Consider the following 25528-nt stretch of genomic DNA (forward strand, 5'->3'; position numbering starts at 1 on the left):
CGTCATACGGAGCGGAGGGAAGAGTCAAGCGCCGCCTTCGTGTCGGATGCTGAGCGACGCTGGTACTGCCTCGCTCGTCGTCGATGCTGTAGAGCTCGTCGGCCGCAGCCCGGGGCACTCTGGACGTCGTTGATGCGTGTCCGGGTGCTGGGCGGCACCGGTCTGCACGACGTCGTCTGCGACGTCTCAGAGTTCGCACTAGGCCGCGTTGATCAAGTGGTTCCATGGTCGGGTGGGCGAGTTTTGAACGGTGACACGACAGGAGATCTCTGACGACGGGTGGGCAGTGGTGGAACTGATGGTGCCGACGGTGACCGGGACCTTCGCGGGAACGCCGTCAACACTTCGACGGCGGCAGGCTCGATGCTATTCACGACCCTTGCGGCGCTGACCCAAACGGAGCGCGAACGCGCCCGCGACTCGGTCGAACGACGTCGCCATGTCGGCAAGAGTTTCAGCGGCCGCCCCCTCGTCTTCAGTGATGATCAAATCCGAAGAGCCGTACGTCTCGTCGAGGAAGGACAGTCAGCCGCCAAGGTCGCATTCAATCCAGGAATGTCACGCGGCACGTTCTACATGAAGTCAAATGCCGTCGAGAGATGAAGCCAGACCGCCGACACCAAGCGATCACAGAACGCCACCACCGACCGTTGGTACTCACAGTTGAGCGAGCATCGCTCAGTCCCCGCTTGTGTCTCCGTATCCTTGGCCCGTGAGTCATGACGACGCGGCACGAGTCGCCGGACTGAGCGAGGAAGCAGCTCGCTTCCTGTCAGAGAACGAGGCGAGTCGCATACCCGTCCCGCTGAGCCGCTGGAGGGCCCCCGTGCTGCGTCGACTGGTGGGTCGGAGAAGCGCCGAGTCCATTGCGATAGCTCGCTCGCGCATGTCCGGACCCTTCGAGCATGTTCAGGTCCAGGACACGCCGGTCGTTTCCATCGGCGGCGCGGATCAGGCCGGGCGAGACGACTACATGATGTTCATCCATGGCGGAGCGTTCGCGTTCGGTGCGGCCATCGATCCCATCGGCCTGCAACTGGCTACCGCAACCGGGCTGCCAACCTACTCGATTGACTACCAGTTGGCGCCCGAGGCGCGTTTCCCAAGCGCTGCATGAATGCCTGCACGTGTGGGACGACCTGTCGTCCCGTCACCCCGGACGAGGTGCGCTCGTCGGCGTCTCGGCGGGAGCGAACCTGGCACTGGGATTGCTGCAACTTCTTCGGGCGCAAGGGTCAGGGGGGCGCCTGCCCGATGCCGTGGTGGCAATGACGCCGCTCACCGACGCTCAAGAGGACCCCCGGGCCCGGGTGTCGTCAGTCATGGAGAGAGCCATGACCGATCCGCACGTCAGCATGAACGGGCCGTCGCTGCACTCGACACGCAACCCTTGAGCCCGCCACCACGTCTTGGCCTTGGTCGTAGTCTCGCCGCGGTTGGCGGCCTCGGCCGTCGACGGTGGGCTAGCACGGCAGCGCGGCCAGCTGGATCAGACCCACCATGCCGACGGGAGGGGTTGACCCCAGCCACCTGCGAGCAGGCCGGCGCGAGATATTCCTGCGCGATTCAGGACGAATGAATGACGTCTGCCCGCACGCGGCCAAGCGCGGACCCACTCACCCTGAGTGGGTGCGGGCTGTTCTCGCTCAGGGCACGTGCAGTACTTCGGTGCTGCCTGTCTCTACGATGTACTCGGCCAGGTCGCGAAGCTTGCAGTTGCCACGCATGCTGGCCTGCGCCAAGGCGTCGAACGCGACTTCCTCGGTGACATTGGTGCGTGCCATCACGATGCCGACGGCCGCGCCGATCCTGCGAGACGTGCACAGGGCGTGCCTCAGCTGTTCGGCGTGACGGGTGCTGACGAGGCCTTGGGCCTGGAGCTCAGCGATCTGCTCCTGTCCATCAGTGACCTGGCTCTCGAGTGCGTCCAAGCGGGCGCTGTTCCGGGCCACGGTGGCCAGGAGCTGGTCTATGGCGTCGGCGTCATGGCCGCGCCCTGAGGGCTGTCCGGTCATGACAGCATTGTGAACTTCCCCGCGCGGCGGGGCAACGCCGCTCCGTTCGCTTCGAGGGCTACACAACGCCGCTTGTCCTACGGGAAGTCTGCGTGCTCTGGGACGCGCTGAACGCCCGCGGGGGCTAGTCACGGTGCCTGTGCCATGCCATCCTGAAGTCAGCACGCAGGGCGTGAAAACGCGCGACGGGGATGGGCTGGTCGATCACCCCCTCTGGCCCCCATGATCCGGGATCCGCGCCCGCCCTGCGTGCGCGGGCCGCCTTCGAGCGGGGAGGGCGGCGGCCCGCTCATGTCGCCGACAGGTTCGCCCACTCTGACCTGCACGGATACCTTCACGAGCGGTCATCTCGGGTGAATAATCTGACGTGCACACGAGGTGCGGAGCGGCTGATCGGTCGTCGCGAGCGGCCATGAGCCGGTGCACGCCACCCACCCCGCGTGCAGGCGGTGTCCTTTCGCAGGGGGAGGGACACCGCCGTACGGGGTTGGACAAGACCCAGCGCCCCACCCCGTCACGGCGCTACCGTCCTTCATCGCTCATGGTTGGCCGTAAGTCGGGCGCGAGTGTCCTGTGACCCGCGCTGACCCTGCAGGGTCACCGACGTCGGTGCCGCCCGGGTGATACCTCCTCCCTGTTCCGGAGGTTCTCGCCGGGCCCTGACATGCGCATCGTTTGGGGTGAGCGAGGGGGTGCGCGCCGCACGCGTCACACCGAGGCAGCGCCTCGCTCTCGAGCCAGCGGTGGATCGTCGACGACAACCACACCGGTCGCCCCTTCGCCGTGACCCAGTCCGGCTCAGGCAGGTGCCGCCACTTCCGCACGGCCGAGTCGCTCACACCGGCCCGGCGGGCGATCGACTCGCGCGTCTCGATCCCGTCCGGAACCTGCGCCGGGCGGGGGACGGGCCGTGCGGCGTCGTGAAGCGCTGCACCGTCGCCGGCCGGACGCCGAACTGCAAGGCGATCGCCCCCAGCGAACGCCGACGCTGGCGCGCCTCCACCCACGCCTCCACGGTCTCCCGGGCGGGGTAAGGGCCCCAGCCGCTGGTCGCGCGCGTCACGGTCTGATGGTTGACGCCGTCGCGCTCAGCGATCTCCTTCACGCGCACCCCGCGCCGGCGGTCCGCGATCCACCGTTGACGCCGCTCCTCGAGCAGGAACGTAGTGAGATACGTCCGGCCAACCCGCCGATCGGCCGGCGGGAACGGCCCGAAGCGCTTCGTCGCCTTCGTCACCTCCCACGGCGAGACGCCAGCGCACTGCGCGATCAGGCGAACCGACTCGCCGGCGCGGCGTCGCGCGAGCCAGTCGAGCTCACGGTGGCTGTCGACCATGGGCGGCACCATATGACGGCCGGCGGCGCGCCACGTGTTGCACCCACGGTGCGGGCCGTGGCCGGGTGGTCGAACGGCCGCCGGCCCCAGTTGTTTCGACGTCGACCCCATGGTTACCCCTCCGCCGGCGGCGTCGTCTGACAGAAGGCGGCGTCGCCGGCCCAGCGGGGCGGTATCTGCCAGGGTCCGCGAACCAGCGACGTCCGGTGACGATCAAAGCTTGTCCGTCCTCGTCGTGGTGAGGTGTGTCCTCCTCAAGAGCGAGCTCCCACCCATCACCGCGGAGAGGCTCAGCCCAGGCTTCAACCGGACCCAGCGCAGCGCGCCAGATGAGGGCGCGGTGCATCCCCACGCCCTGGTTGCCGGTCATGACGCGAGGGGAGGTCGCGATCCCCCAGGTGCTCACCGGGTGCGTAGGAACTCGGTGATGCCCGTCTCGGCGATCTCGTCCGCCAGGTCCCGGACTTTGCGCTGGCTGTCCGTGCTGGCCTGCGTCAGGGCATCTAACGCCCGCTCTTGGTGACGGTGCGCCGGCCCATGACAATGCCCACGGCCGCACCATCCTGCGTGACGACCGCTGGGCCTGCCGAAGCTGCTCCTCGAGCGCGTCGAGGCGGGCGTTGTTCCTGGCCACCGGGGCCAGGAGGTCATCGATAGCGTCGGCCCCGTGGCCTCGCCCCGATAAGGGTCCGGTCATGGGTGTCCGTATCGGAGATCGCGCCGATGACGGGCGACCTGCCGGGGGCGGGGCGCTCCGCCGGGGTGAGCACACCGCCGCGCGGTGTTGGACAGGGCCCGCAGCGACGCCCTGGAGCACCGCCGGCCGGAGGGGTTGTCCCCCGTCAGCGGACGGTGACGGTCGGCCCACCTCGCGGCACGAGCTGCCCGACGACCGGGTGGCCGGGGACCTCGCCGGCGACGAGCAGACCACCGCTGGTCTGGGCGTCGGCGAGGAGCAGCAGCTCGTCCTCACCGACCCCGGACTCCAGGTGCGGCCGCACCCAGTCCAGGTTGCGCCGGCTGCCGCCGGGGACGTAGCCGTCGGCCAACGCCTCGCGCGCCCCCGTGACGTAGGGGACGGCGGCGGCGTCGACGACGGCCGACACGCCGCTGGCGCGGCAGAGTTTGAACAGGTGCCCCAGCAGGCCGAAGCCGGTGACGTCGGTGGCGCAGACGGCGCCGGCCGCGAGCGCGGCGCGGGAGGCGTCGCGGTTGAGGGTCGTCATCACCTCGACCGCCTCGGGGAACACCTCGCCGGTCGCCTTGTGCCGGTTGTTGAGGACGCCGAGACCCAGCGGCTTGGTGAGGGTGAGCGGGACCCCTGCGACGCCGGAGTCGTTGCGCAGCAACCTCTCCGGGTCGGCGAGCCCGGTGACGGCCAGCCCGTACTTGGGTTCCGGGTCGTCGATGCTGTGGCCCCCGGCGAGGTGGCAGCCGGCCGCCCGGGCGACGTCCCCGCCGCCGCGCAGGACCTCGGCGGCGAGGTCGAACGGCACTCGGTCGCGGGGCCACGCGAGGAGGTTGACCGCCACGAGCGGCTCGCCACCCATGGCGTACACGTCCGACAGGGCGTTGGCCGCGGCGATGCGGCCCCAGTCGTAGGGGTCGTCGACGACGGGCGTGAAGAAGTCAGTGGTCAGCACGACCGCGCGACCGCCCTCGATGCGGACCACGGCGGCGTCGTCACCGCTCTCGACGCCGACGAGCAGGTCCGGACCACCGGCCGGGGTGAGACCGGCCAGCACCCGCTCGAGCTCGCCCGGGGGCACCTTGCAGGCGCAGCCGCCCCCCGACGCGTACTGGGTGAGCCGCTGGGTCGTGGTGTCCGCCGTCATCGACCCAGTGTCCTGGCCCGCTCGGCGGCACGGGCCCGCAGCCGCTCGCGCTGTGGCTCGACCGTGTACTTCGGGTCGCGGGCCGAGGCCGTCCCGGCCTCGAAGATGCCGAAGCGGGTGAGCACCGAGGCGGCGACGCACGCCGCACCGGCGAGCACCGACACCGTGCGCGAGCGTCGCCCGGCGACGAGGGCGGCGGTGCCACCGACCGCGGTCAGCACGCGGGCCGTCCGCATCAGCCGTCCGGGACGACCCTGGCCGTAGGGCTCGCCGACCAGCCCGAGCCGACCGGTGAGCCGCTCGGCGGCGGCCAGCTCGACGAGGGCGCCGGCCGCCAACATCCGTCGGGCCGGGCCGGCCTGGTCGAGCGGGGTGAACAGGCAGGCGAACCCGCCCGCGGCCGTCGCCCCGGACCCGGCGAAGACGAAGGGCAGCTCGCGGTGCGCCTCGTGCCAGGCCGGGACCGCCGTGTTGGCCAGCAGCGCAGCCGTGTACGTCGCGAGCGGGGGGCCGAGCACGGTGGCGCCGACCCCTGCCAGCCGGCCCACCCGCGGCAGACGGCCGGTGACCGAGGAGGCCGCGGCGGCGGCCGAGAGCCCGCTGAAGGGGGCGAGGATCCACGACCCGACCGACAGGGGTGAGGTGGGCTTGAGGACCCGCAGCATGTTGAGGAAGCGCTCCGGTCGGTGCAGGTCGTGGACGAGCGCCACGGTGCCGAGGGCGGCGCCCGCACCCGCCGCGACCCGGGCGACCCGCTCGAGGTCCGGCCGGTCCGTCACCGCAGCACCCTCGGCGAGGACGGCGGACGCACCGGCCAGCCCGCCGAGGAAGAGGTAGAGCGGCACGTCCGGCGTCTTCCACGTCGGCTCCTTGATGATCGGCCGCCCGTAGTACGAGTCGGGGCTCGCCTCGGGGACCATCCGCTGCTCCCTCACCGGCGCCTCCCCAGGAAGGACGCGACCCCGAGGCCCACGAGCGCGCCGGCGGCGGCACCCACGTGGCGCCACATCGAGCCGAGGTCGCGGGTCGTGACGACCGGGTCGGGCGGCAGCCCGTAGACCTCGGGCTCGTCGAGGAGGAGGAAGAACGCCCCGTCGCCGCCGACACCGTCGTCGGGGTCCGCGCCGTAGAGGCGCGCCCCATCGACGCCCTGCTCCTGCAGCTCGCCGAGGCGGCGGCCGGCCCGCTCGCGCAGCTCGTCGAGCTCCCCGTACTGGATCGACTCGGTCGGGCAGGCCTGGGCGCAGGCGGGAGTCATCCCCTCGCCGATGCGGTCGTAGCAGAGCGTGCACTTGAAGGCGCGGCCGTCGCCGGGGCGGATGTCGATGACGCCGTATGGGCAGGCGGGTACGCAGTAGCCGCACCCGTTGCAGATGTCCTCCTGGACGACGACCGTTCCGAACTCGGTGCGGAACAGCGAGCCGGTGGGGCAGACGTCGAGGCAGGCGGCGTGGGTGCAGTGCTTGCACACGTCCGAGGACATCAGCCAGCGCACACCGCCCTCGCCCGACTCGGTCTCCTGGCCGGGGCCGGCCGGGGGAGTGGCGTCGGGTGGCGGGCCCATCCCCGGCATCCCGAGGTCGGTGCTGCGGGAGGCGCGACCGATCGGCTGCTCGACGAACGCCACGTGCCGCCAGGTGCTCGCCCCGAGGGCGCCGGTGTTGTCGTAGGACATCCCGGTGAGGGATAGCCCGTCCTCCGGGACGAGGTTCCACTCCTTGCACGCCACCTCGCAGGCCTTGCAGCCGATGCACACCGAGGTGTCGGTGAAGAATCCCATCCGGGGCGGATGGGCCTCGTGGCCGGCGTCGCCGGCCACGTCATGGAGTGGTCCGGACAGCGAGTTGCTCATGAGTCGTCCTCCTCGGCCGGGTGGGCGCCCGAGCGGCGCCGGTAGTCGTCGACGAAGTCGACCAGCGCCGGGCCGCGCGGCCGCCGCCCGGGTCGGATGTCGCACGTGCCGACCTTGTCCTGGATGTGCACGTTGGGGTCGAGCGCGATGCCGACGAGGTCGTTGACCGAGTCCCCGGTCACCAGGCCGTTGGCGCCCCAGTGGTAGGGGAGCCCCACGTGCTCGACCCACCGCTCGCCGAGCCGCAGGGAGCGCATCCGCGCCGTCACCATGACGCGCGCCTCGATGGCCGAGCGGGAGGTGACGATGGTCGCCCAGCCGCCGTGATCGAGACCGCGCTCGCGCGCCAACCGCGGCGAGACCTCGCAGAACATCTCCGGCTGGAGCTCGCTGAGGTAGGGCAGCGTCCGCGACATCCCACCCGCCGTGTGGTGCTCGGTCAGGCGGTAGCTCGTGAAGACGTAGGGGAAGACCCGGCTCTCGGGCGGGTTGAGCGGGTTGGCCGGCTCCGCGACGTCCTCGAGCGCCGGGTTGCGCTGGGGCCGGTGGGCGGCGTTGCGCACGGGCGACTCGACCGGCTCGTAGAAGGTCGGCAGCGGGCCGTCGGCCAGGCCGGTCGGCACGTACAGCCAGGCCTTGCCGTCGGTCTGCATGATGAAGGGGTCGCGCCCGCCGAGGGCGTCCGGACCCTGAGCCCCCTCCTCGGGGACGTGGTCCGGGGCCCGGTCGGCGACGAAGTCGGGCACGTCGTCGCCGGTCCACTTCCCCTGCTCTGCGTCCCACCAGACGTACTTCTTGCGCTCGCTCCACGGCTTGCCGTCGGGGTCGGCCGAGGCGCGGTTGTACAGGATGCGCCGGTTGGCCGGCCAGGCCCAGCCCCACTCGGGGGCGACGAGTGACTGCTCCCAGTGGGGCTTGCGGCGGGCGGCCTGGTTGGTCTCGTCGGCGTACACGCCGCAGTAGATCCAGCAGCCGCACGCGGTCGAGCCGTCCTTGGCGAGCTGGGTGTACGACGAGAGCGCGTCGCCGGAGCCGTCCCAGCCGTTGATCTCGCGCAGCACCGCCTCGGCGTCGGGCTCCCCGAGCGGGCCCTCGGTGGGGTAGTCCCACGTGAGGTCGAGCAGCGGCCGGTCCATCTCGTCGGTCGACCCGGCCAGCCTTGCTCGGATGCGCTGACCCAGCTCGTAGTAGAACTGGAGGTCGCTGCGGGCGTCCCCGGGCGGCTGCACCGCCTGGTGGCGCCACTGGAGCATCCGCTGGGTGTTCGTGAAGCTGCCCTTCTTCTCGACGTGCGAGGCCGCCGGGAGGAAGAACACCTCGGTCCCGATGCCCTCGGTGCTCAGCTCGCCGGACTCGATCTCCGGGCCGTCCTTCCAGAAGGTGGCGGTCTCGACCATCGTCAGGTCACGCACGACGAGCCACTCGAGGTTGGCCAGCCCGAGCCGCTGCATCTTGCCGTTGGCCGAGCCGACCGCCGGGTTCTCGCCGACGACGAAGTAACCCGGGCTGCGTCCCTCGATCTGGTTGACGACCGTGTCGTAGGTGCCGTGGTGGCCGGTCAAGCGGGGGAGGTAGTCGAAGCGGAAGTCGTTGTCCTGCGTCGCTGCGTCGCCCCACCAGGCCTTGAGGAGGCTCACGGTGTAGGCGTCCATGTTGCCCCAGAAGCCGGTCGAGCCGGCGTCCTCGGCGACGAACTCCTCGAGCGAGCGGTGCTGGGCCGCGTGCGGCATCGGGATGTACCCGGGAAGGATGTTGAACAGGGTCGGGATGTCGGTGGACCCCTGGATGCTCGCGTGCCCGCGCAGGGCGAGGATGCCGCCACCCGGCCGGCCGATGTTGCCGAGCAGGGTCTGCAGGATCGAGGCCGTCCGGATGGTCTGCACCCCGGTCGAGTGGTGGGTCCACCCCACGGCGTAGCAGAACGCGCTGGTGCGCTCGCGCCCAGAGTTCTCGGTGAGGGCCTTCGCGACCCTCAGGAAGTCCTCCTCGGAGACCCCGCACACCTCGGCGACGAGCTCGGGGGTGTACCGGGCGAAGTGCCGCTTGAGGATCTGGAAGACGCACCGGGGGTGTTGCAGCGTCTCGTCCCGGTCCGGCTTGGCCGGCACGGTCGGTCCGCCGGAGCCGGCCTGCTCGGACCGTGCGGCCTCGTGCTCCTCCGAGGCCGCCGGGCCGCCGGGCTGGCCTGGGTCGCGCATCCCCGCCGCCGCGGACTGGGGTGCGTTCTCGTACTGCCAGGTGGTCGGGTCGTACTGCTGCTCCTCCGCGTCATAGCCGGAGAACAGGCCGTCGAGGTCCTCGGTGTCGCGGAAGTCCTCGGACACGAGGGCCGCCGCGTTCGTGTAGTGCACGACGTACTCCCGGAAGTCCAGGTCGTTGTCGAGCACGTGGTGGACGAGCCCGCCGAGGAACGCGATGTCGGTACCCGCACGCAGCGGCACGTGGAGGTCGGCGACCGCCGAGGTGCGGGTGAAGCGCGGGTCGACGTGGATGATCGTCGCGCCCTTGCGCTTGGCCTCCATCACCCACTGGAACCCGACGGGATGGCACTCGGCCATGTTCGAACCCTGGATGACGATGCAGTCACTGTTGGACAGGTCCTGCTGGAAGGTGGTGGCCCCTCCCCGGCCGAAGCTCGTCCCCAGACCGGGAACGGTGGAGGAGTGTCAAATACGCGCCTGGTTCTCGATCTGCACCGCGCCCATCGCGGTGTAGAGCTTCTTCATGAGGTAGTTCTCCTCGTTATCGAGGGTCGCTCCTCCGAGGCTCGCGATGCCAAGGGTGCGGCGGGTGCGCCGGCCGTGCTCGTCCTCCCACTCCCAGTACTTCCGGCGGGTGGCGACCACGCGGTCGGCGATCATGTCCATCGCGGTGTCGAGGTCGAGGTCCTCCCACGCCGTCCCGTGCGGCCGACGGTAGCGGACCTTCGTCACTCGGTGGTCGGACGTGACGAGCTGTGTGCTGGCGCTTCCCTTGGGGCAGAGGCGACCACGGGAGATCGGGCTCGCCGGGTCCCCCTCGATCTGGGTGACCTTCTCGTCCTGCACGTAGACCTTCTGGCCGCAGCCGACGGCGCAGAAGGGGCAGACCGAGTCGACGACGCGGTCTGCGGTGCGGGTGCGAGGGGTGATCGACCGGGTGGTCGCGGACTCCACCGCGGCGCCGCGACCGAGGCGGTCACGCCCGCGCAGCTGGCGCAGCAACGGCCACTCGAGCGGTGTCGGCACGGCGGATCCTCTCGACGTCGGGAAGGGGCCCTCCCAGCACCGTAGCCCTCCCCGGTCTCGGACGGGGAAACCGGTGCGCCCCTCTCGCGGCGGGTCGGTACGCAGCGGTCTAGGGTCGGTCGCGGAGGCGTTTCTTGTCTGGTGACGGGCGCGGTCTTCAACACCGACGTGACCGGGTCACCCGGTCAGGCGGGTTCGATTCCCGTCCGCCTCCGCCAGCTTTCGCCTCGTGAGGAGCCCCGTGGACGACCGCCGCCGTGACGTGCCGCGGACCGACGCCGTCCTCGCCGAGCCCCGGGTCGCGAAGGCGGTCGGCCGGCTGGGCCGGGCGGCCGTCAAGGCGATCGTCGTCGAGGTCCTGCAGGTCTGCCGGGACGGTGGGCTCGCACCGGTGGACGTGCCCGCCGAGGTGCTCGCCCGGCTGCCGCGCTCGAGCACCTCGCTGCGCGCGGTGCTCAACGCGACCGGCGTGGTCGTGCACACCAACCTCGGTCGGGCCCCGTTGTCCCGGGCCGCGGTCGAGGCCGTGGTCGTCGCGGCGGGGGCCACCGACGTCGAGCTCGACCTCGCCACCGGACGGCGCGGACCCCGCGGCACCGGGGCGCTGGACGCCCTGCGGTCCGCCGTGCCCGACGCCGGCGACGTGCACGTCGTCACCAACGGCGCGGCGGCGGTCGCGCTGGTGTCACGCGCGCTGGCCGCGGACCGGGAGGTCGTCGTCGCGCGCGGCGAGCTCGTCGAGATCGGCGACGGCTTCCGCGTCCCCGAGCTCGTGGAGTCCTTGGGGGTGCGGCTGCGCGAAGTCGGGACGACGAACCGGGTACGCCTGGAGGACTACGCGCGGGCCGTCGGCGATCGGACGGCGTTCGTGCTCAAGGTGCACCCGAGCAACTTCCGCGTCGAGGGGTTCACGTCCTCCGTGGGGGTCGGCGAGCTCGCCACCCTGCCGGTCCCCGTCGTCGCGGACCTCGGGTCGGGGCTCCTGCGTCCCCACCCGAGGCTCCCGGACGAGCCGGACGCGGCCGGCGCCCTCCGCGCCGGGGCCGCCCTCGTCACGGCGTCCGGCGACAAGCTGCTCGGCGGCCCGCAGTGTGGCCTCGTGCTCGGCCGTGCCGACCTCGTCCAGCAGGTCCGGCGCCACCCGATGGCGCGGGCCGTCCGCGTGGGCAAGCTGACCCTCGCCGCCCTCGAGGCGACGTTGACCGGACCCGAGCCCCCGGTGGTGCAGGCGCTCGGTCGGGCACGAGAGTCGCTACGCGAGAGGGCGGACCACGTGGCATCCGCGCTCGGTGGCGACGTGGCCGTCGTCGACACCGAGGGGCGGGTGGGCGGCGGCGGCGCCCCGGGCGTGCCCCTGCCGAGTGCGGCAGTGTCGCTCCCGTCGGCTCTTGCTCCCGTCCTGCGCGCGGGCGACCCGCCGGTGGTGGGGCGCGTGCACGGCGGTCGTCTGCTCCTCGACCTGCTGACGGTGGACGAGGCGGACGAGGACGTGCTCGTCGAGGCGGTGCACCGGGCGAGGGCGAGCGCGGAAGCGGGAGGCTGACGTGCACGTCGTCGCCACCGCCGGGCACGTCGACCACGGCAAGTCGACCCTCGTGCGGGCCCTCACCGGCCAGGACCCCGACCGCCTCGCCGAGGAGGCGCGCCGCGGGCTGTCCATCGAGCTCGGCTACTGCTGGACCGACCTGCCGGGGGTCGGTGAGGTCGCCTTCGTCGACGTGCCGGGCCACGAGAGGTTTCTCGGGACGACGCTGGCCGGGCTGGGGGCCCTGCGGGTCGCCCTGCTCGTCGTGGCGGCCGACGACCCGTGGATGCCGCAGGCGGCCGAGCACCTCGCCGCCCTCGACGCCCTCGACGTGCGGCACGGGGTGCTCGTGGTGACGCGGGCCGACCTCGTGGACCCGGCGCCTGCGCTGGCCCGGGCGCGGGCGGAGGTCGCCCGGACGTCACTGCGGGACGCCCCGGACGTCGTCGTGAGTGGCCGGACCGGGCAGGGGCTGGACGCCCTGCGCGACGCGCTCGTCGGCGTGCTGGCGGCCGTTCCGCGCCCCGACCCGGCCGCCGACGTGCGGCTCTGGGTCGACCGGCGCTTCCGCGTGCGCGGCACCGGGCTCGTCGTCACCGGCACGCTCGCCGCCGGCACGGTGCGGCCCGGTGACGTGCTCGAGGCGGACGGCGAGCCCGTGCGAGTCCGCGGTGTGGAGGCGTTGGGCACACCGCGGGCCCAGGTGTCGGCGCCCGCGCGGGTCGCGCTCGACCTCGGGGGCCGGGCCCCGGCGGGCGTGCGCCGGGGGGCGCAGCTCGTCGCCCCCGGCTCGGTGCTCGCCCCGGTCGAGGTCGACGTCCGCGTGCGACCCGGCGACCGCCCACCGCGGCAACCGGTGCTCCACGTCGGGACCGACCACGTCGAGGTGCGGGTGCGACCGCTGGCCGGTGATGTCGTGCGCCTGCGGCCGACCCGCCCGCTGCCCCTGCGGGTCGGCGACCGGGCCGTCCTGCGCGACCCCGGCGACCGCCGGGTCTGGGGGGTCGAGGTGCTCGACCCGGCGCCCCCGCCGCTGCGGGGCCGCGGCGCCGCGGCGGCCCGGGCCGGCGAGCTCTCCACGGTGCGCGGCACCGTGGCCGACGAGGTCGAGCGGCGTGGCGCGGTCACGTGGGGGCTGCTGCGGCGGCTCGGTGTCGGGGGACCGGTGCCCGAGGGCAGCATCGTCGCGGGGGAGGTCGTGGTGGCGCCGCACCGTGCACAGGTCCTGCGGGAGGACGTGTTGGCCGCGGTGCGTGCGGCCGGCGCGGGCGGGCTGGCGCCGGCCGCCGCCGCACGGGCCGCGGGTCTCGGGGACGCCCTCCTCGTGGAGGCCCTGCTGGAACCGCCTCTCCGGCTGACGGGCGGACGGGTCGTGCTCGACGAGCAGGGCCGTACGACACCGGAGGACGCAGCGGCGCTCGCCGCCCTCGCGGCCGACCTCGACGAGGCGCCGTTCGGGGCCCCGACGGCGGAGCGGTTGCGCGAGCTGGGCCTGGTCGGGGCGCGGCTCGACGCCTTGGTGCGCGCGGGGCACCTCGAACGGGCCGGGCGCGGGGTGGTCCTCCTCCCCGGGGCGACGGCGGAGGCCACCCGCCGGCTCGGCGAGCTGGAGCAGCCCTTCACCGTGGCGCAGGCCCGCGTGGCCCTCGGCACCACCCGTCGGGTCGTGCTGCCGCTGCTGGCCCACCTCGACGCCGCCGGGATGACGGTGCGCCTGGCCGACGACACGCGTCGGGTCAGGCCGCCACGGGGGCCGGCCGCGGGTCGGGACGCCAGCGGCTGAGCACGGCGAGGGCCAGGGCCACCTCGGCGAGGTCGCCGAACCAGTACATGAGCTGGGCTCCCGCCATCCGGTCCGCGGCCGGGCCGGGCACGTCGACGAGCCACCCCGCGTAGAGCAGCTGGGCGAGGACGGCGTGGGCCGCGACCGCGACCGCGAGCACCACGAGGCGGCGCGGCACCGAGGGCGGTGTTGCACCGTCGAGGCTGGGCCACCCCCGAGGTGGCGCCGCAGTTCCGGCGAGAAGCCGTGACCGAGCCGCAGCATGAGGAGACCGACGTGGGTGCGCGAACGATTGGCCAGGCCGGCGGCACTACCGGTCCGTGGCGCCGCCACGCGAGCCGGTCTGGTTCTGGCGGTGGGCGGACCGGCGGCCGGGGGCGGCGAGGGCGCGCAGCCACCGGGAGCGGGCGGCGACCGCGTGCCCCTCGGCGGCCGGTGCGTCCGTGCGCCGCCAGTCCCGGACGGGAGCCTCACCCGGCAGGAGGCGGGCGGCCAGCCCGAGGGCCCGGACCGTCGTCGCCGGGGCGAGGCCGTGCACCCGGCGGGCGAGGGCCACCCACGGCGAGACGCTGACGACCGGCCGCCCCGCGAGCACGCCGTCGACGATGCGCCGGGCGGCCCGCTCGACCGGCAGGCTGACCCCGGGCCACGTCGCGCCCGGCGCGAACCACGCGTCGTCGGCGGCGGCGTCACCCGTGAAGCGGGCGTGCACGTGTCCGCCGGTGCGCATCAGCCAGGGGGTCACCGAGGTGACCGTGACCCCGGTGCCCGAGAGCTCGGCCGCGAGGCCCTCGGCGAGCCCGACGGCCCCGAACTTGGCGACCGAGTACGGGACCAGGCGGGGGACCGCGACGAGGCCGCCGACCGACGACACGATCCCGATGCGACCCTCGCGGCGGCTGCGCATCGAGGGCAGGACGGCGAGGGCGAGGTGCACCGGACCCCAGAGCATCGTGTCGACGGCCTCGTGGACGTGACCGAGCGTCACCGACTCGACCGCGCCCACCCCGATGACGCCGGCGACGTGGACGGCGGCGTCGACCCGGCCGTGCTGCTCGAGGACGGTGGTGACCACCTCGTCGACGGCGGCGGGGTCGCGCGAGTCGGCGACGTGCACGTGGTGGCGTCCGGGCGGGGCGTCGAGCAGGTCGAGCGCACGCTGCAGCGCGGCCGGGTCGCGGCCGGTGGCGTGCACGACCCATCCCCGCTCCAGCAGCACCCGCGAGATCTCGAGCCCGAGCCCGCGCGAGGCGCCGGCCACGAGGGCGACCCCGGCGCTCCCGTCGGTGCCCGTCCGTCCCGGCCGTGAGGTGGTGTCCATGCCCGTGCGCTACCCGGTTCGGATGTCGCCACACCGGTCTCGGGAATCCCCGTGTCAGGCATGCCGGTGGAGCATCGGGGTAGTGGTCCGTGCGACCAGGGGGTGGGCGGCAGGGCTGCCCCTTGGTCGTCACCCCCGGAAGGAACAGGCATGTCGCACACGGCGCTCGTCGGCGTGGTCGTCACCCAGCACCGGCGGCTGCGCGAGATGGTCGCTGACGTGGCGCGCGCAGCACCGGGGGCCCGGGACGCGGCGCTCCACCGGCTTCTGCGCCACCTCGCGGTCCACCTGGCCGCGGAGCGCGTCGCCCTCGCGGCCGACGGGGTGGCCGGGGCCGGGGACGCCGCCGAGGAGCACGAGATCGTCGAGGGGGCGGAGCGCCTCGACGACCTGGGCACGGACTGCCCGTCCTTCGTGGTGCAGCTCGGGCTCCTCGCGGCGGGGATGGTGCACCACGAGACGAGGTCGGAGCGGGAGGTCCTGCCACGCTTCGTGACGACGCACGAGGCGGGGGACCTCGACCGGGCGGCGCAGCTGCTGCTCGGGTGTGACGACCTCGCCGTGCTCGACGAGGAGGTGCCCCCCGGCACAGGGTTCGGCCACATGCTGCGCGACGCCCGGGCGGTGGTCCGCGAGTGAGCCCGGCTTCCGTCCTGAGCGGTCGGTCACGACCGCGCGAGAACTTCGCGTCACCAAACCCCCGTGCGGGACCCATCCGTGGCACCGTCGAGGTATCGGTCCAGACCCGGCCGCGTAACGGGTCAGACAGTGCGCCCTCCTTCTCCCTGATGGAGGACAGCCATGTCCAAGACCCTTCGTTCCACTGTCACCGGCGAGCGCGACCAAGTCGTCGAAGGCCTCCTCGACCGCGTCTCCGTCACGACGGATCCTGCTGAGCAGCGACGGCTGCGCGCCCAGGTCGTCGAGGAGATGCTGCCCTTGGCCGACGGTCTGGCTCATCGCTACTCCGGGCGGGGCATCGAGCGGGACGACCTCGAGCAGGTCGCCCGGACGGCTCTCGTCGCCGCCGTGGACCGCTACGCACGGCTGTGCAGCAGCGGTTTCCGCCCGGCATCGCTGGACGCGCCGGTGCTGGCCGGCGGGACCGAGGGCGACCGCCTCGCCGGCGTCGGGGACTTCTACCACCGCTTCGAGCTGCACACCGACCTGCGGCTGGCCCTGGACTCCTTGGGGGAGCGGGACCGCCGGGTGGTGCGGCTGCGCTTCGTGGAGGAGCTGACGCAGTCCGAGATCGGGTCGATGCTCGGGGTCAGCCAGATGCAGGTCTCGCGGATCCTGTCGCGCATCCTGCGCCAGCTGCGGGGGAGCCTGGACGTGGTCGCCGCCTGAGGGTCGTCACCGCCTGCGCGCAGCGGGGGAGCCGGCGGAGGAGCACTTCTCCGGGGAGAAGCGTTTCTCCATTGTTGCCCCGGGTACCTGATCGCCGCCCACCGGCACGGAGCCGGTCCGGAGACGAGGAGGTCGAGTGATGGCGACGACGTGGCGACGGTGGCTCGTGGTGGTCCCCGTGGTGGCTCTGGCCGGGTGCGCCGGCGTGGGTGGCAACCGGGGGCGGGACGAGGTGGTGTCCTCCAAGGACGACGCGCAGTCCTCCTGGGCGGGACGCGCCACCGGCTCGATGACGACGATGGGCTTTGGCGGCGAGGACGAGGTGGGCCAGTCCCGCGTCCAGGCTTTCAAGACGGCGAACCCCGACGTCGACGTCACCGTCAACCCCGGCGGCTTCGACGCCCAGCAGTTCCTCACGGCGCTCGCGAGCGGCAACCCGCCCGACGTCGTCTCGATGGACCGCACGCTCATCGGCTCCTACGCCGCCAAGGGCGCGATCCAGCCGCTGGACGACTGCATCGCCGGACAGGGCATCGACGCCTCGCAGTACCGGCCGGCCGCCATGCGCTCGGTCACCTACGACGGGCACCCCTACGGCATCCCCGAGTTCTCCATCGTCCAGACCGACCTCGTCGACGCGAAGACGTTGGAGGCCGAGGGCGTCGACCCGTCGCAGATCCAGACCCGCGACTGGGATGCCCTCGCCGCGACCGCGACGAAGCTCTACCGCGCCGACGGGTCGAACATCCAGCGCATCGGGTTCGACCCCAAGCTGCCCGACTCCTTCCCGCTGTGGGCCAAGATCAACGGGGTCGACATCGTCGGCGAGGACGGCGCCCCGCACCTCGACGACCCCAAGGCCGTCGAGGCGCTCGAGTACACCGTCGGGCTGGTCGAGGCCCAGGGCGGCTGGACGAAGTTCAAGTCCTTCCGCGACAGCTTCGACATCTTCGGTGCCGACAACCCGCTGACGCTGGGCACCATCACCGCCTTCCCGATGGAGAACTGGTACGTCAACGTGCTGCGCGACTCCATCCCGAGGGGCCTGGAGCTGGAGTCCGAGATCATCACGGACCGCCAGGGGCAGCCGGTCAGCATGCTCGGCGGTTCGGCGTGGGTGATCCCGAAGGGCGCGAAGAACCCGGTCGCGGCGTGCCAGTGGGCCAAGACGATGACCTCGACGGACACCTGGATGAAGGCCGCCGAGGCCCGCATGCAGACCGTGGAGAAGGACAAGTCGTTCTTCACCGGGCTGTTCACGGCCAACACCGAGGCCGACGAGCAGATCCGCGAGCAGTACCTCACGCAGGCACCCGACCCCGGCTTCGCGCACGCCATCGACAACTACTACTCGGTCCTCGACAAGGCCACCGCGGTCAACCCCTCGCCGGCCGGCGCCGAGATCGACGCCGCCTGGCAGAGCGCGGTCTCTCGCGCGCTCGAGGGCATACCGGCCGCGCAGGCCCTCCAGCAGGCGCAGGGGGAGGCCGAGTCCGCGTACGAGAAGGCCGCGCGATGAGCGGGCGGCTGCAGCGGCAGGAGACCCGGGCCGCCTTCGGGTTCATCTCGCCGTGGGTCGTCGGGTTCCTGCTCTTCACCGCCGGGCCGATGGTCGCGAGCCTCGTGCTCTCGTTCACCGACTACTCGATCGTCGACACCGCCCACGGGGTGGGGCTGGCGAACTACCGCGAGCTGGCCGAGGACCCGCGGGTGCGGACCGCCCTGACCAACACGGTCGTCTACGCGCTGCTCTACGTTCCTGCCGCGACGGTCGTGGCGCTCGGGCTCGCGCTGCTTCTCCACCGGGTCGGCCGCGCGGCGGGCTTCTTCCGCACCGCGTTCTACCTGCCGGTCATGACGCCGGCCGTGGCCGCGGGGGCGATGTTCCTGCTCCTCCTCAACGGCCAGCGCGGACTGCTCAACGAGGTCCTCGGCTGGTTCGGGGTGCAGGGCCCGAGCTGGACGACGGACCCGACGTGGATGAAGCCCTCGCTCGCCGTCGTCAGCCTGTGGGCGGTCGGCGGCAGCGTCGTCATCTACCTCGCGGCGCTCAAGAACGTGCCGGTCGCTCTCCACGAGGCGGCGATGCTCGACGGTGCCGGCCCGGTGCGGCGCTTCTGGCACGTCACCGTGCCGATGATCTCGGGGGCCATCTTCTTCGGGGTCGTCACGCACACCATCGCGGCGCTGCAGATGTTCGACCAGGCGTACACGATGTTCTACGGCCCGCAGCAGAAGGCCAGCGCGTCCGACTCCTCGCTCGTCTACATGGTCTACCTGTTCCAGAACGCGTTCCAGTACTTCCGGATGGGCTACGCGTCGGCCCTCGCGTGGCTTCTGTTCGTCATCATCCTCGTCGTCACGGTCGTCCAGGTGCGCATCGGCAACCGCTTCGTCCACTACGAGGGGAGCCGCTCGTGACCACGCCCACCTCGGACGCCCGTCCTGACCTCGCCCGGCTGCCGGTCGCCGACACGGAGCCGACCCCGGCAGGGCCCGTCCCCGAACCGGTCCCGCTGCGGCGCAAGCCCGCTGCCGGTCCGACGACGGTGCGCCGCCGGCTGGCGCAGGCCGCCTACCTCGTCGTGCTGCTCGGCGCGACGGCCCTGTTCGTCTACCCGCTCGCGTGGCTGGTCTCCGCGTCGCTCAAGCCCAAGTCGCAGGTGTTCGACAACTCGCTGCTGCCGGAGACGGTGCAGTGGTCGAACTTCGTCGAGGTCTGGCAGGCCGGCCCGGTGCTGCGCTGGGTGTTCAACTCGGCGACGGTCGGGCTGATGGCCGCGACGGCCGTCACGCTCTCGAGCGCATTCGTCGCCTTCGGGTTCGCCTACTTCCGGTTCCGTTGGCGCGGGCCGCTGTTCGGCCTCGTCCTCGCGACGATGATGCTGCCCGGTGCCGTGACGATGATCCCGACCTACCTCATCTGGAACCAGGCCGGTCTCGTCAATACGCAGGTGCCGCTGTGGGCCCAGAACCTCTTCGGGTCGGCGTTCTACATCTTCCTGCTGCGGCAGTTCTTCCTCGGCATCCCGCGGGAGCTGTTCGAGGCCGCCCGCGTCGACGGCGCCAGCCACCTGACGATGTTCCGCCGCATCGCGCTGCCGCTCGCCCGGCCGGCGCTCGTCATCGTGTTCGTCTTCGAGCTCCGGGCCAGCTGGTCGGACCTCATGAAACCCCTGATCTACCTCCAGACCCCGGAGTACTTCACGATGCCCCGGGGACTGAAGCAGATCGTCGACACCGTCGCCCTGTCTGGCGAGTACCACTGCGAGATCGCCATGGCCGCAACCCTCGTCGCGACGGTCCCGATGATCGTCGTCTTCGCGTTCACGCAACGCTTCGTCCTCGACGGCATCGCGACGACGGCGAGGCAGGGATGAGCGCCGCCGCCCGGCTCAGTGACGTGGGGGCCGCCTCGTGCCGCCGGTGCGGTCGCCTCGTGGGGATGCTCCGTGCCGAGGTGCCCTTGGTCCCGCGCGCCTCACCCTCGCTCTACTGGGCCGACTCGATGCGCGAGTGCCGTTGCGAGGCAACCCTCCTCCCCAGGCCGGCCTCGTTGCCCTCGTCGGTCCGCGTCCGTCTGCGGGAGGTGGTCGCCGCCTCGGCCGGCGCCCGACCCTGGGAACAGCTCGTGACGCGTGAGCCGCTCGAGATCCTCGTCTGAGGCCACCCGGGCCCGGACCGCCCGCGGCGGGGCGGGCGCGTCCGGCCCGGGTGTGACGCCGCCGGCGGCGGGTACGGGCTGGAGGTGCCGCCGGACCCGGCGGTGCCCCGAGACCGAGGAGCACCCCGATGACCGAGATCCCCGCCCAGGAGCAGCAGTGGCCCGGCACGACCGCCGCGCTCGACCCGCAGCCGGACCACGGTGAGACGTCGTGGGTGGGCCGTGACCGCCTCGTCGGCAAGCGGGTCCTCGTGACCGGTGGCGACTCCGGCATCGGTCGGGCGGTCGCCGTCACGTTCGCCCACGAGGGTGCGACGCTCGTCGTCACCCACCTGCCGGAGGAGGCCGAGGACGCCCGCGAGACGGTCGCCGCCGTCGAGGCCGCCGGCGGCCGGGCCGTCGCGGTCGAGGCCGACCTGCGCACCCACGGAGCGGTCGTCGAGGTCGTCGACCGGGTGCGCGCCGAGCTCGGCGGGCTCGACGTGCTCGTGAGCAACGCGGCCTTCCAGATGACGCACGACGGTCTCGAGGACTTCCCGCCCGAGCAGGTCGAGCGGACCTTCGCGACGAACGTCTTCGCGACCTTCTGGCTGGTCCGCGAGCTGGCACGCGACCTCGAGGAGTCGCAGGGGTCGGTGGTCGTCACGACCTCGGTCCAGGCCTACCAGCCGGCCGAGCACCTCCTCGACTACGCGGCGACGAAGGCGGCGCTGACCAACCTCGTCGTCAACCTCGCCCAGGAGCTCGGCCCGCGGGGGATCCGCGTCAACGCAGTCGCCCCCGGACCGATCTGGACCCCGCTCATCCCGGCGACGATGCCCGCCGACAAGGTCGAGGGCTTCGGGACGCAGACACCGCTCGGGCGGGTCGGCCAGCCGGTCGAGGTGGCCGCGGCCTTCGTCTTCCTCGCCTCGGACGAGGCGAGCTACGTGTCCGGGACGGTGCTCGGTGTGACGGGCGGCAAGCCGGTCTTCTGACCGGACCGGCCGTGCCGACGCACCACCCGCCACACCGGCCTGCCCCCGTCGACGCCGTCGGTCTCGCGCGTCGGCGGGCTGCCGGCCTCGTCGGCCTCGGGCTCGCTGCGCTCGGCGTCGCCGGGTTCCTGCCGGGCATCACCTCCGGGCTCGGCGAGCTCGCCCCCGCCGGCCACGCGTCCGGGGCGCACCTCCTCGGGATCCTCCAGGTCTCGGTGGTGCACAACCTCGTGCACCTGGGGCTCGGGGTGGCGGGGGTGTGGGCCGCCCGGTCGGCGCGTGCGGCCGGGGCGTTCCTGCTGACGGCCGGTGCGGTGTTCCTCGGACTGTGGGTGCACGGCCTCGTCGTCGAGCCGTCCTCCGCGGCCAACGTCGTGCCGGTCGACGACGTCGGCGGCGTGCTGCACCTCCTGCTCGGGATGGTCCTCGTCGCCCTCGTCCTGCTGCGTCCGCGCCCGGTGACGGCCGAGGACGGATGACCTCCTGGCTGCGCACATCGTCGGACGTGGAGTGCGCATCCGTTCCGGCAGAACGTTTCCGGCTCCCACCACCGGGTACGCCCCGGCCACGCCGTCGAGGGTCGACGGCGGGAGAGGACGGGCGCAGATGACCACCCAGACGAACCGGACGGACGCCGAGGGCGTCCAGGCCACGGGGGAGCACGCGAAGCAGGCGACCGCCGACGTCGCGGGCACCGCGGCCGACGAGGCGCGCAACGTCGCCCACGAGACCAAGGACCAGGCCCGACAGCTGTGGGACCAGGCCCGCTCCGACCTCACCGACCAGGCCGGGACCCAGCAGCAGCGCGCGGCCGAGGGGCTGCGAGCTCTCGCCGACCAGCTCGGGGCCATGGCCCGCGACGCCGAGGACGGAGGCCCGGCCCGGGACCTCGTCGACGACGTCGCCCGGCGGGCCGGGACCGCGGCCGGATGGCTCGAGGACCGCGACCCCGGAGCCCTGCTCGACGAGACCCGCCGTTTCGCGCAGCGCCGCCCGGGGACCTTCCTCGCGGTCGCCGCCGGGCTCGGCGTGCTCGCGGGGCGGATGAGCCGCGGCATGGCCGCCGGTGAGCCGAGCGGTTCCTCGAACACCTCCGGCGGCGGCTCCGCCACGACGGACGGAGCCGGCGGCTCGAGCGCGACGGGCAGCGGGTCCGGTGCGCGCGCAGGGTCGCCCGACGGCACGGGTGACGCCGGAGGCGCCACGCTCCCTGACGACGAGCTGCGGGGCGTCCACCGCCAGACGCAGCCCATCGACCCCGACGGACGCCCGACGCCGATCGGCGACGACGGCCTCCTCGAGGGGCCGGGCGACCTCGGCCGGAGCGGACGATGACCGAGCGGAGCACCCGGCCCGACCTGCCCGAGCCGTCGCTGCGGTCCGTCGGCGAGATCCTCGGCGAGGTCACCTCCGACCTCTCGACGCTCGTGCGGCAGGAGGTCGACCTCGCCAAGGCCGAGCTGCGCCAGAGCGCCGACCACGCCAAGGCGGGGGCCTCGATGCTCGCCGTCACCGCGGTGGCCGGGCACCTCGTGCTCGTCTTCCTGTCGGTCGCGGCCTGGTGGGGGCTCGGCCAGTGGATGGGCCGGGACTGGTCGGCGCTCGTCGTCGCCCTCGTCTGGGCGCTCGTCGCCGCCGTCACCGCCGTCCTCGGCCGCAACCGCCTGCGCCGGGCCACCCCCGTCGCCCCGCGCACCGTCGACACCACCACCGAGATCCCCGACGCCCTGAGAGGACAGTCATGACCCCGACCCAGCAGGACCCCGACGAGATCCGCCGCGAGATCGACCGCACGCGCGGGCGGCTGACGGAGGACGTCGACGTCCTCGCCGAAAGCGTCCGCCCGTCGAGCGTCGCGCGCCGGACGACCCAGCGGGCGGGCTCCCGCGCCGCCGGGCTCCGCGACCGCGTTATGGGCACGGCCCACGACGTCGCGGGCGCCGGCGGCGACACCGCGCACGGAGCGACCGACGCGGTCCGCGAGGTGCCCGGTCAGGTGCGCGAGACCGCCCGCGGCAACCCGCTCGCGGCCGGGGCGGTCGCGTTGGCCGCCGGCTGGCTCGTCGGCTCTCTCCTGCCGCCGAGCGCGGCCGAGCGCCGCCTCGCGGCGAGCGCGGCCGAGAAGGCGCAGCCCCTCGTGGACGAGGTGAAGTCGGTCGCCGGGGAGACCGCCGGCGGCCTGCAGGAGAGCGCCCAGGAGGCCGTGCGGTCGGTGCGGGACACCGCGTCCGACAGCGTCTCTCGCGTCAAGGACGAGGGCTCGTCCGCGGCGCAGGACGTGACACAGGAGGCGAAGGAGCAGACCTCCTCGGGCGGCTGAGCCACCGCCGGCACGGGCCCATGACCGCTTCGGCGGCCGTGGGCCCGTCGCCGTCCCGGGACCAGCCCTGTCAGCTCGTGCGGCCCTGGCGCTCCCAGACCCGGTGCGTCGACAGCGCCCGGACGAGGTCGCCCGCGAGGCCGTCGAGGTCGCCGGTCAGCACCCCCGGCGCCGAGGTGTCGACGCCGAGCCGCTCCGCGATCGAGGGCTCGAGGACGGCCACCGGCTTCGCGTGCCGCAGCGCCTCGCTGACGAGAGTGGTGACCCGCGGGTCGACGGCGGGCACGGTCGCGTCGACGACCGGCTCGTCACCGAGCGGCGGCGGGGCGTCGGCGAGGACGACGGCGTCGAGCTCCACCGACCGGGCCGTGTGGAGTGTGCGGTGTGCCTGCTCCGGCCGGTCCGGCCAGACCGGGCCGCCCACCGGCGCGACGAGGAGGACCGTGACGAGCGCCTCGCGCAGCGCCGTGGTCAACGCCTCCACGTCCGCGGGGTCGGTGTCGGCCGACACGACGACCCCCACCTGGCGCCCCTCGACCGGCCACTCGCGGCCGATCTGCGAGAGCGCCGGGCTCGGCTCCACCTCGGGGACGTCGACGCTCGCCGGCGCCGGCATCCCCAGTCGGGTGGCGACCCGCGCGGCCAGCCCGTCGTCCACCTGTGCGAGCGCGAGCAGCTGCCTGGTCCGGATCGTGGAGTCCCAGCACTTGCCGAGCTCGAAGGCGTACGCGGCGACGATGTGGTCCTGCTCGACCGGGCTCATGCTGACCCAGAACTGCCGGGTCTGGCTGAAGTGGTCCTCGAAGGACGCCGGGTTGCGACGGACCTTGGTCGCCTCGGCCGCGACGGCCGCCGGGAAGTCCTGCAGGGCCGGCTCGCCGGCGCCGACCGTGAACGGGCAGCCACCGTCGAGGCTGTTGGGCTTGTACGGCGCCACTCCGCCGTGGACCGCGCTCTGGTGCATGCCGTCGCGCAGCATGTCGTTGACCGGGGCGTGCGTCCGGTTGACCGGCAGCTGGTTGAAGTTCGGGCCGCCGAGGCGCGTCAGCTGGGTGTCGACGTAGGAGAAGAGCCGCGCCTGGAGCAGCGGGTCGTCGGTGACGTCGATGCCCGGCACGAGGTGCCCGAGGTGGAAGGCGACCTGCTCGGTCTCGGCGAAGAAGTTCGTCGGCGTCGCGTTGAGCGTCAGCTCACCGATCGGCTGCACCGGGGCGAGCTCCTCGGGGACCAGCTTGGTGGGGTCGAGCAGGTCGATGCCCTCGAAGGTCTGGTCCGGGGTGTCGGGGAAGACCTGGACGCCGAGCTCCCACTGGGGGAACGCCCCGGCCTCGATGGCGTCGTAGAGGTCGCGCCGGTGGAAGTCGGGGTCGAACCCGGCGAGCATCTGCGCCTCCTCCCAGACGAGGGAGTGCACCCCCAGCCGCGGCTTCCAGTGGAACTTCGCGAGCGAGCTCGAGCCGTCCGCGGCGACGAGCCGGAAGGTGTGGACGCCGAAGCCCTCCATCGTCCGGTAGGAGCGGGGGATGCCGCGGTCGGACATGTTCCACATCGTGTGGTGCTGCGCCTCGGTGTGCAGCGACACGAAGTCCCAGAAGGTGTCGTGCGCCGACTGGGCCTGCGGGATCTCGCGGTCGGGGTGCGGCTTGCCCGCGTGGATGACGTCCGGGAACTTGATGCCGTCCTGGATGAAGAAGACCGGGATGTTGTTGCCGACGAGGTCGAAGACCCCCTCCGAGGTGTAGAACTTCGTCGCGAACCCCCGCGTGTCACGGACGGTGTCCGCCGAGCCGCGGGAGCCGAGGACGGTCGAGAACCGGACGAAGACGGGGGTGAGGACGTCCTTGCCGAGGAACGCCGCGCGGGAGAGGTCGCCCGCGGTGCCGTAGCCGAGGAAGACGCCGTGCGCGCCCGTGCCCCGGGCGTGCACCACCCGCTCGGGGATGCGCTCGTGGTCGAAGTGCGTCATCTTCTCGCGGAAGTGGTGGTCCTGCAGCAACGTCGGCCCCCGCTCGCCGGCCTTGAGCGAGTGGTCGGTGTCGCGCAGCCGGGTGCCGGTCGACGTGGTCAGGTACTCGCCCTGCTGGGCGAAGTCCGTGGGGTCCGCCTCGAGGGACACCCCCGTCGGGGTGCGGGGCTCGGGGGTCCCCTGCTCCGGCTTCGGGGGCGGCGGGGGACGGGGGTCGGTGGGCTCCTCCAGCGTGGGCGGCTCCGAGGACGGGGCTCCGGGGACCGTGGCGGTCGGGTCGGGTGTCGTGTCGCTCATGCGGCGCGGATACCCCTGCGCCCCGGGGCCATGCGTCACCGTGGCGACGGGTGTCCGCGG

The 25528-nt window shown here is 73.0% G+C and carries 23 protein-coding genes, 1 tRNA gene and 1 pseudogene; 16 read left to right on the forward strand and 9 right to left on the reverse strand.

Features of this window, described 5'->3' with window-relative positions; all coding sequences use genetic code 11:
* The first annotated feature begins 363 nt into the window (after nt 1-363).
* Together IG69_RS21740 and IG69_RS23305 are read left to right on the forward strand one after the other, a co-directional pair.
* Entirely contained in the window at nt 364-603 is a 240-nt protein-coding gene (locus IG69_RS21740) for a helix-turn-helix domain-containing protein (RefSeq protein ID WP_084696852.1), read from the forward strand.
* Nucleotides 604-976: 373 nt separating this feature from the next.
* A pseudogene (locus IG69_RS23305) lies at nt 977-1394 on the forward strand (alpha/beta hydrolase fold domain-containing protein).
* A gap of 252 nt (nt 1395-1646) precedes the next feature.
* On the opposite strand, the gene IG69_RS0115320 reads toward IG69_RS23305, so the two are convergent.
* The 6 genes from IG69_RS0115320 to fdh form a co-directional block, all read right to left on the reverse strand.
* Nucleotides 1647-2015 carry an ANTAR domain-containing protein gene (locus tag IG69_RS0115320; RefSeq protein ID WP_030529049.1) on the reverse strand — a complete coding sequence of 123 codons (369 nt, stop codon included), beginning with the start codon at nt 2013-2015 and terminating at the stop codon, nt 1647-1649.
* 835 nt (nt 2016-2850) lie between these two features.
* Complete coding sequence (locus IG69_RS0115325) at nt 2851-3351, reverse strand: hypothetical protein (RefSeq protein ID WP_030529050.1); 501 nt, start codon at nt 3349-3351, stop codon at nt 2851-2853.
* Nucleotides 3352-4193: 842 nt separating this feature from the next.
* The gene (gene selD, locus IG69_RS0115330; RefSeq protein ID WP_030529051.1) at nt 4194-5186 is read right to left on the reverse strand and encodes a selenide, water dikinase SelD; all 993 of its coding nucleotides are present in this window, start codon (nt 5184-5186) and stop codon (nt 4194-4196) included.
* A complete protein-coding gene (nrfD, locus tag IG69_RS0115335) occupies nt 5183-6121 on the reverse strand; it encodes an NrfD/PsrC family molybdoenzyme membrane anchor subunit (RefSeq protein WP_245616167.1) in 939 nt (312 codons plus the stop codon). Before nrfD ends, selD begins: the two co-directional genes overlap by 4 nt.
* Nucleotides 6118-7038: a 4Fe-4S dicluster domain-containing protein gene (locus IG69_RS0115340; protein ID WP_030529053.1), complete on the reverse strand. Its 921-nt coding sequence runs from the start codon at nt 7036-7038 to the stop codon at nt 6118-6120. The genes nrfD and IG69_RS0115340 overlap by 4 nt, the downstream gene beginning before the upstream one ends.
* Nucleotides 7035-10265, reverse strand: coding sequence for a formate dehydrogenase (fdh, locus tag IG69_RS0115345; protein ID WP_245616168.1), 3231 nt, complete (start codon nt 10263-10265; stop codon nt 7035-7037). The genes IG69_RS0115340 and fdh overlap by 4 nt, the downstream gene beginning before the upstream one ends.
* Nucleotides 10266-10388: 123 nt before the next feature.
* On the opposite strand from fdh, the gene IG69_RS0115355 reads away from it, so the two are divergent.
* From IG69_RS0115355 to IG69_RS0115365, 3 genes are all read left to right on the forward strand, one after another.
* Nucleotides 10389-10483: transfer RNA gene (locus IG69_RS0115355), tRNA-Sec, on the forward strand.
* 23 nt (nt 10484-10506) lie between these two features.
* Entirely contained in the window at nt 10507-11808 is a 1302-nt protein-coding gene (gene selA, locus IG69_RS0115360) for an L-seryl-tRNA(Sec) selenium transferase (protein ID WP_030529056.1), read from the forward strand.
* Between the two features lies 1 nt (nt 11809).
* Nucleotides 11810-13573, forward strand: a complete 1764-nt coding sequence (locus IG69_RS0115365; RefSeq protein ID WP_030529057.1) for a selenocysteine-specific translation elongation factor — start codon at nt 11810-11812, stop codon at nt 13571-13573.
* Here IG69_RS0115365 and IG69_RS0115370 read toward each other — a convergent pair.
* Together IG69_RS0115370 and IG69_RS0115375 are read right to left on the reverse strand one after the other, a co-directional pair.
* A complete protein-coding gene (locus IG69_RS0115370; protein WP_030529058.1) occupies nt 13527-13751 on the reverse strand; it encodes a cytochrome c oxidase assembly protein in 225 nt (74 codons plus the stop codon). The two genes, IG69_RS0115365 and IG69_RS0115370, sit on opposite strands and share 47 nt — an antisense overlap.
* Nucleotides 13752-13883: 132 nt before the next feature.
* The gene (locus IG69_RS0115375; RefSeq protein ID WP_036830335.1) at nt 13884-14894 is read right to left on the reverse strand and encodes an SDR family NAD(P)-dependent oxidoreductase; all 1011 of its coding nucleotides are present in this window, start codon (nt 14892-14894) and stop codon (nt 13884-13886) included.
* A gap of 150 nt (nt 14895-15044) precedes the next feature.
* On the opposite strand from IG69_RS0115375, the gene IG69_RS0115380 reads away from it, so the two are divergent.
* From IG69_RS0115380 to IG69_RS0115430, 11 genes are all read left to right on the forward strand, one after another.
* Complete coding sequence (locus IG69_RS0115380) at nt 15045-15533, forward strand: hypothetical protein (protein ID WP_030529060.1); 489 nt, start codon at nt 15045-15047, stop codon at nt 15531-15533.
* Nucleotides 15534-15695: 162 nt separating this feature from the next.
* Nucleotides 15696-16244 carry a sigma-70 family RNA polymerase sigma factor gene (locus tag IG69_RS22215; RefSeq protein WP_030529061.1) on the forward strand — a complete coding sequence of 183 codons (549 nt, stop codon included), beginning with the start codon at nt 15696-15698 and terminating at the stop codon, nt 16242-16244.
* 139 nt (nt 16245-16383) lie between these two features.
* Nucleotides 16384-17763: an ABC transporter substrate-binding protein gene (locus IG69_RS0115390; protein WP_030529062.1), complete on the forward strand. Its 1380-nt coding sequence runs from the start codon at nt 16384-16386 to the stop codon at nt 17761-17763.
* Entirely contained in the window at nt 17760-18665 is a 906-nt protein-coding gene (locus tag IG69_RS0115395) for a carbohydrate ABC transporter permease (RefSeq protein ID WP_030529063.1), read from the forward strand. The genes IG69_RS0115390 and IG69_RS0115395 overlap by 4 nt, the downstream gene beginning before the upstream one ends.
* On the forward strand, nt 18662-19624 hold the full coding sequence (locus tag IG69_RS0115400) for a carbohydrate ABC transporter permease (protein ID WP_245616169.1): 963 nt from the start codon (nt 18662-18664) through the stop codon (nt 19622-19624). The genes IG69_RS0115395 and IG69_RS0115400 overlap by 4 nt, the downstream gene beginning before the upstream one ends.
* 65 nt (nt 19625-19689) lie before the next feature.
* The gene (locus IG69_RS0115405) at nt 19690-19908 is read left to right on the forward strand and encodes a hypothetical protein (protein ID WP_157577650.1); all 219 of its coding nucleotides are present in this window, start codon (nt 19690-19692) and stop codon (nt 19906-19908) included.
* A 128-nt stretch (nt 19909-20036) separates the two neighbouring features.
* Nucleotides 20037-20885: an SDR family oxidoreductase gene (locus tag IG69_RS0115410; protein ID WP_030529066.1), complete on the forward strand. Its 849-nt coding sequence runs from the start codon at nt 20037-20039 to the stop codon at nt 20883-20885.
* An 11-nt stretch (nt 20886-20896) separates the two neighbouring features.
* On the forward strand, nt 20897-21364 hold the full coding sequence (locus IG69_RS0115415) for a DUF4383 domain-containing protein (RefSeq protein ID WP_051750623.1): 468 nt from the start codon (nt 20897-20899) through the stop codon (nt 21362-21364).
* A gap of 127 nt (nt 21365-21491) precedes the next feature.
* Nucleotides 21492-22220, forward strand: a complete 729-nt coding sequence (locus IG69_RS20400) for a hypothetical protein (RefSeq protein WP_051750624.1) — start codon at nt 21492-21494, stop codon at nt 22218-22220.
* Nucleotides 22217-22630, forward strand: a complete 414-nt coding sequence (locus IG69_RS0115425; RefSeq protein WP_051750625.1) for a phage holin family protein — start codon at nt 22217-22219, stop codon at nt 22628-22630. Before IG69_RS20400 ends, IG69_RS0115425 begins: the two co-directional genes overlap by 4 nt.
* Nucleotides 22627-23205: a DUF3618 domain-containing protein gene (locus IG69_RS0115430; protein ID WP_030529070.1), complete on the forward strand. Its 579-nt coding sequence runs from the start codon at nt 22627-22629 to the stop codon at nt 23203-23205. Before IG69_RS0115425 ends, IG69_RS0115430 begins: the two co-directional genes overlap by 4 nt.
* A 70-nt stretch (nt 23206-23275) precedes the next feature.
* On the opposite strand, the gene IG69_RS0115435 is transcribed toward IG69_RS0115430, so the two are convergent.
* Entirely contained in the window at nt 23276-25468 is a 2193-nt protein-coding gene (locus IG69_RS0115435) for a catalase (RefSeq protein WP_030529071.1), read from the reverse strand.
* Nucleotides 25469-25528: the final 60 nt, after the last annotated feature.

The sequence above is a fragment of the Phycicoccus jejuensis genome (assembly GCF_000720925.1).
GTDB lineage: Bacteria > Actinomycetota > Actinomycetes > Actinomycetales > Dermatophilaceae > Phycicoccus > Phycicoccus jejuensis.

Excerpts from the sequence above, each read along its gene's own strand:
- IG69_RS21740 (WP_084696852.1), top strand. The coding sequence starts at position 364 with ATGCTATTCACGACCCTTGCGGCGCTGACCCAAACGGAGCGCGAACGC.
- IG69_RS0115320 (WP_030529049.1), bottom strand. The coding sequence starts at position 2,015 with ATGACCGGACAGCCCTCAGGGCGCGGCCATGACGCCGACGCCATAGAC.
- IG69_RS0115325 (WP_030529050.1), bottom strand. The coding sequence starts at position 3,351 with ATGGTCGACAGCCACCGTGAGCTCGACTGGCTCGCGCGACGCCGCGCC.
- selD (WP_030529051.1), bottom strand. The coding sequence starts at position 5,186 with ATGACGGCGGACACCACGACCCAGCGGCTCACCCAGTACGCGTCGGGG.
- IG69_RS0115340 (WP_030529053.1), bottom strand. The coding sequence starts at position 7,038 with ATGAGCAACTCGCTGTCCGGACCACTCCATGACGTGGCCGGCGACGCC.
- IG69_RS0115375 (WP_036830335.1), bottom strand. The coding sequence starts at position 14,894 with ATGGACACCACCTCACGGCCGGGACGGACGGGCACCGACGGGAGCGCC.
- IG69_RS0115380 (WP_030529060.1), top strand. The coding sequence starts at position 15,045 with ATGTCGCACACGGCGCTCGTCGGCGTGGTCGTCACCCAGCACCGGCGG.
- IG69_RS22215 (WP_030529061.1), top strand. The coding sequence starts at position 15,696 with ATGTCCAAGACCCTTCGTTCCACTGTCACCGGCGAGCGCGACCAAGTC.
- IG69_RS0115390 (WP_030529062.1), top strand. The coding sequence starts at position 16,384 with ATGGCGACGACGTGGCGACGGTGGCTCGTGGTGGTCCCCGTGGTGGCT.
- IG69_RS0115395 (WP_030529063.1), top strand. The coding sequence starts at position 17,760 with ATGAGCGGGCGGCTGCAGCGGCAGGAGACCCGGGCCGCCTTCGGGTTC.
- IG69_RS0115405 (WP_157577650.1), top strand. The coding sequence starts at position 19,690 with ATGCTCCGTGCCGAGGTGCCCTTGGTCCCGCGCGCCTCACCCTCGCTC.
- IG69_RS0115410 (WP_030529066.1), top strand. The coding sequence starts at position 20,037 with ATGACCGAGATCCCCGCCCAGGAGCAGCAGTGGCCCGGCACGACCGCC.
- IG69_RS20400 (WP_051750624.1), top strand. The coding sequence starts at position 21,492 with ATGACCACCCAGACGAACCGGACGGACGCCGAGGGCGTCCAGGCCACG.
- IG69_RS0115425 (WP_051750625.1), top strand. The coding sequence starts at position 22,217 with ATGACCGAGCGGAGCACCCGGCCCGACCTGCCCGAGCCGTCGCTGCGG.
- IG69_RS0115430 (WP_030529070.1), top strand. The coding sequence starts at position 22,627 with ATGACCCCGACCCAGCAGGACCCCGACGAGATCCGCCGCGAGATCGAC.
- IG69_RS0115435 (WP_030529071.1), bottom strand. The coding sequence starts at position 25,468 with ATGAGCGACACGACACCCGACCCGACCGCCACGGTCCCCGGAGCCCCG.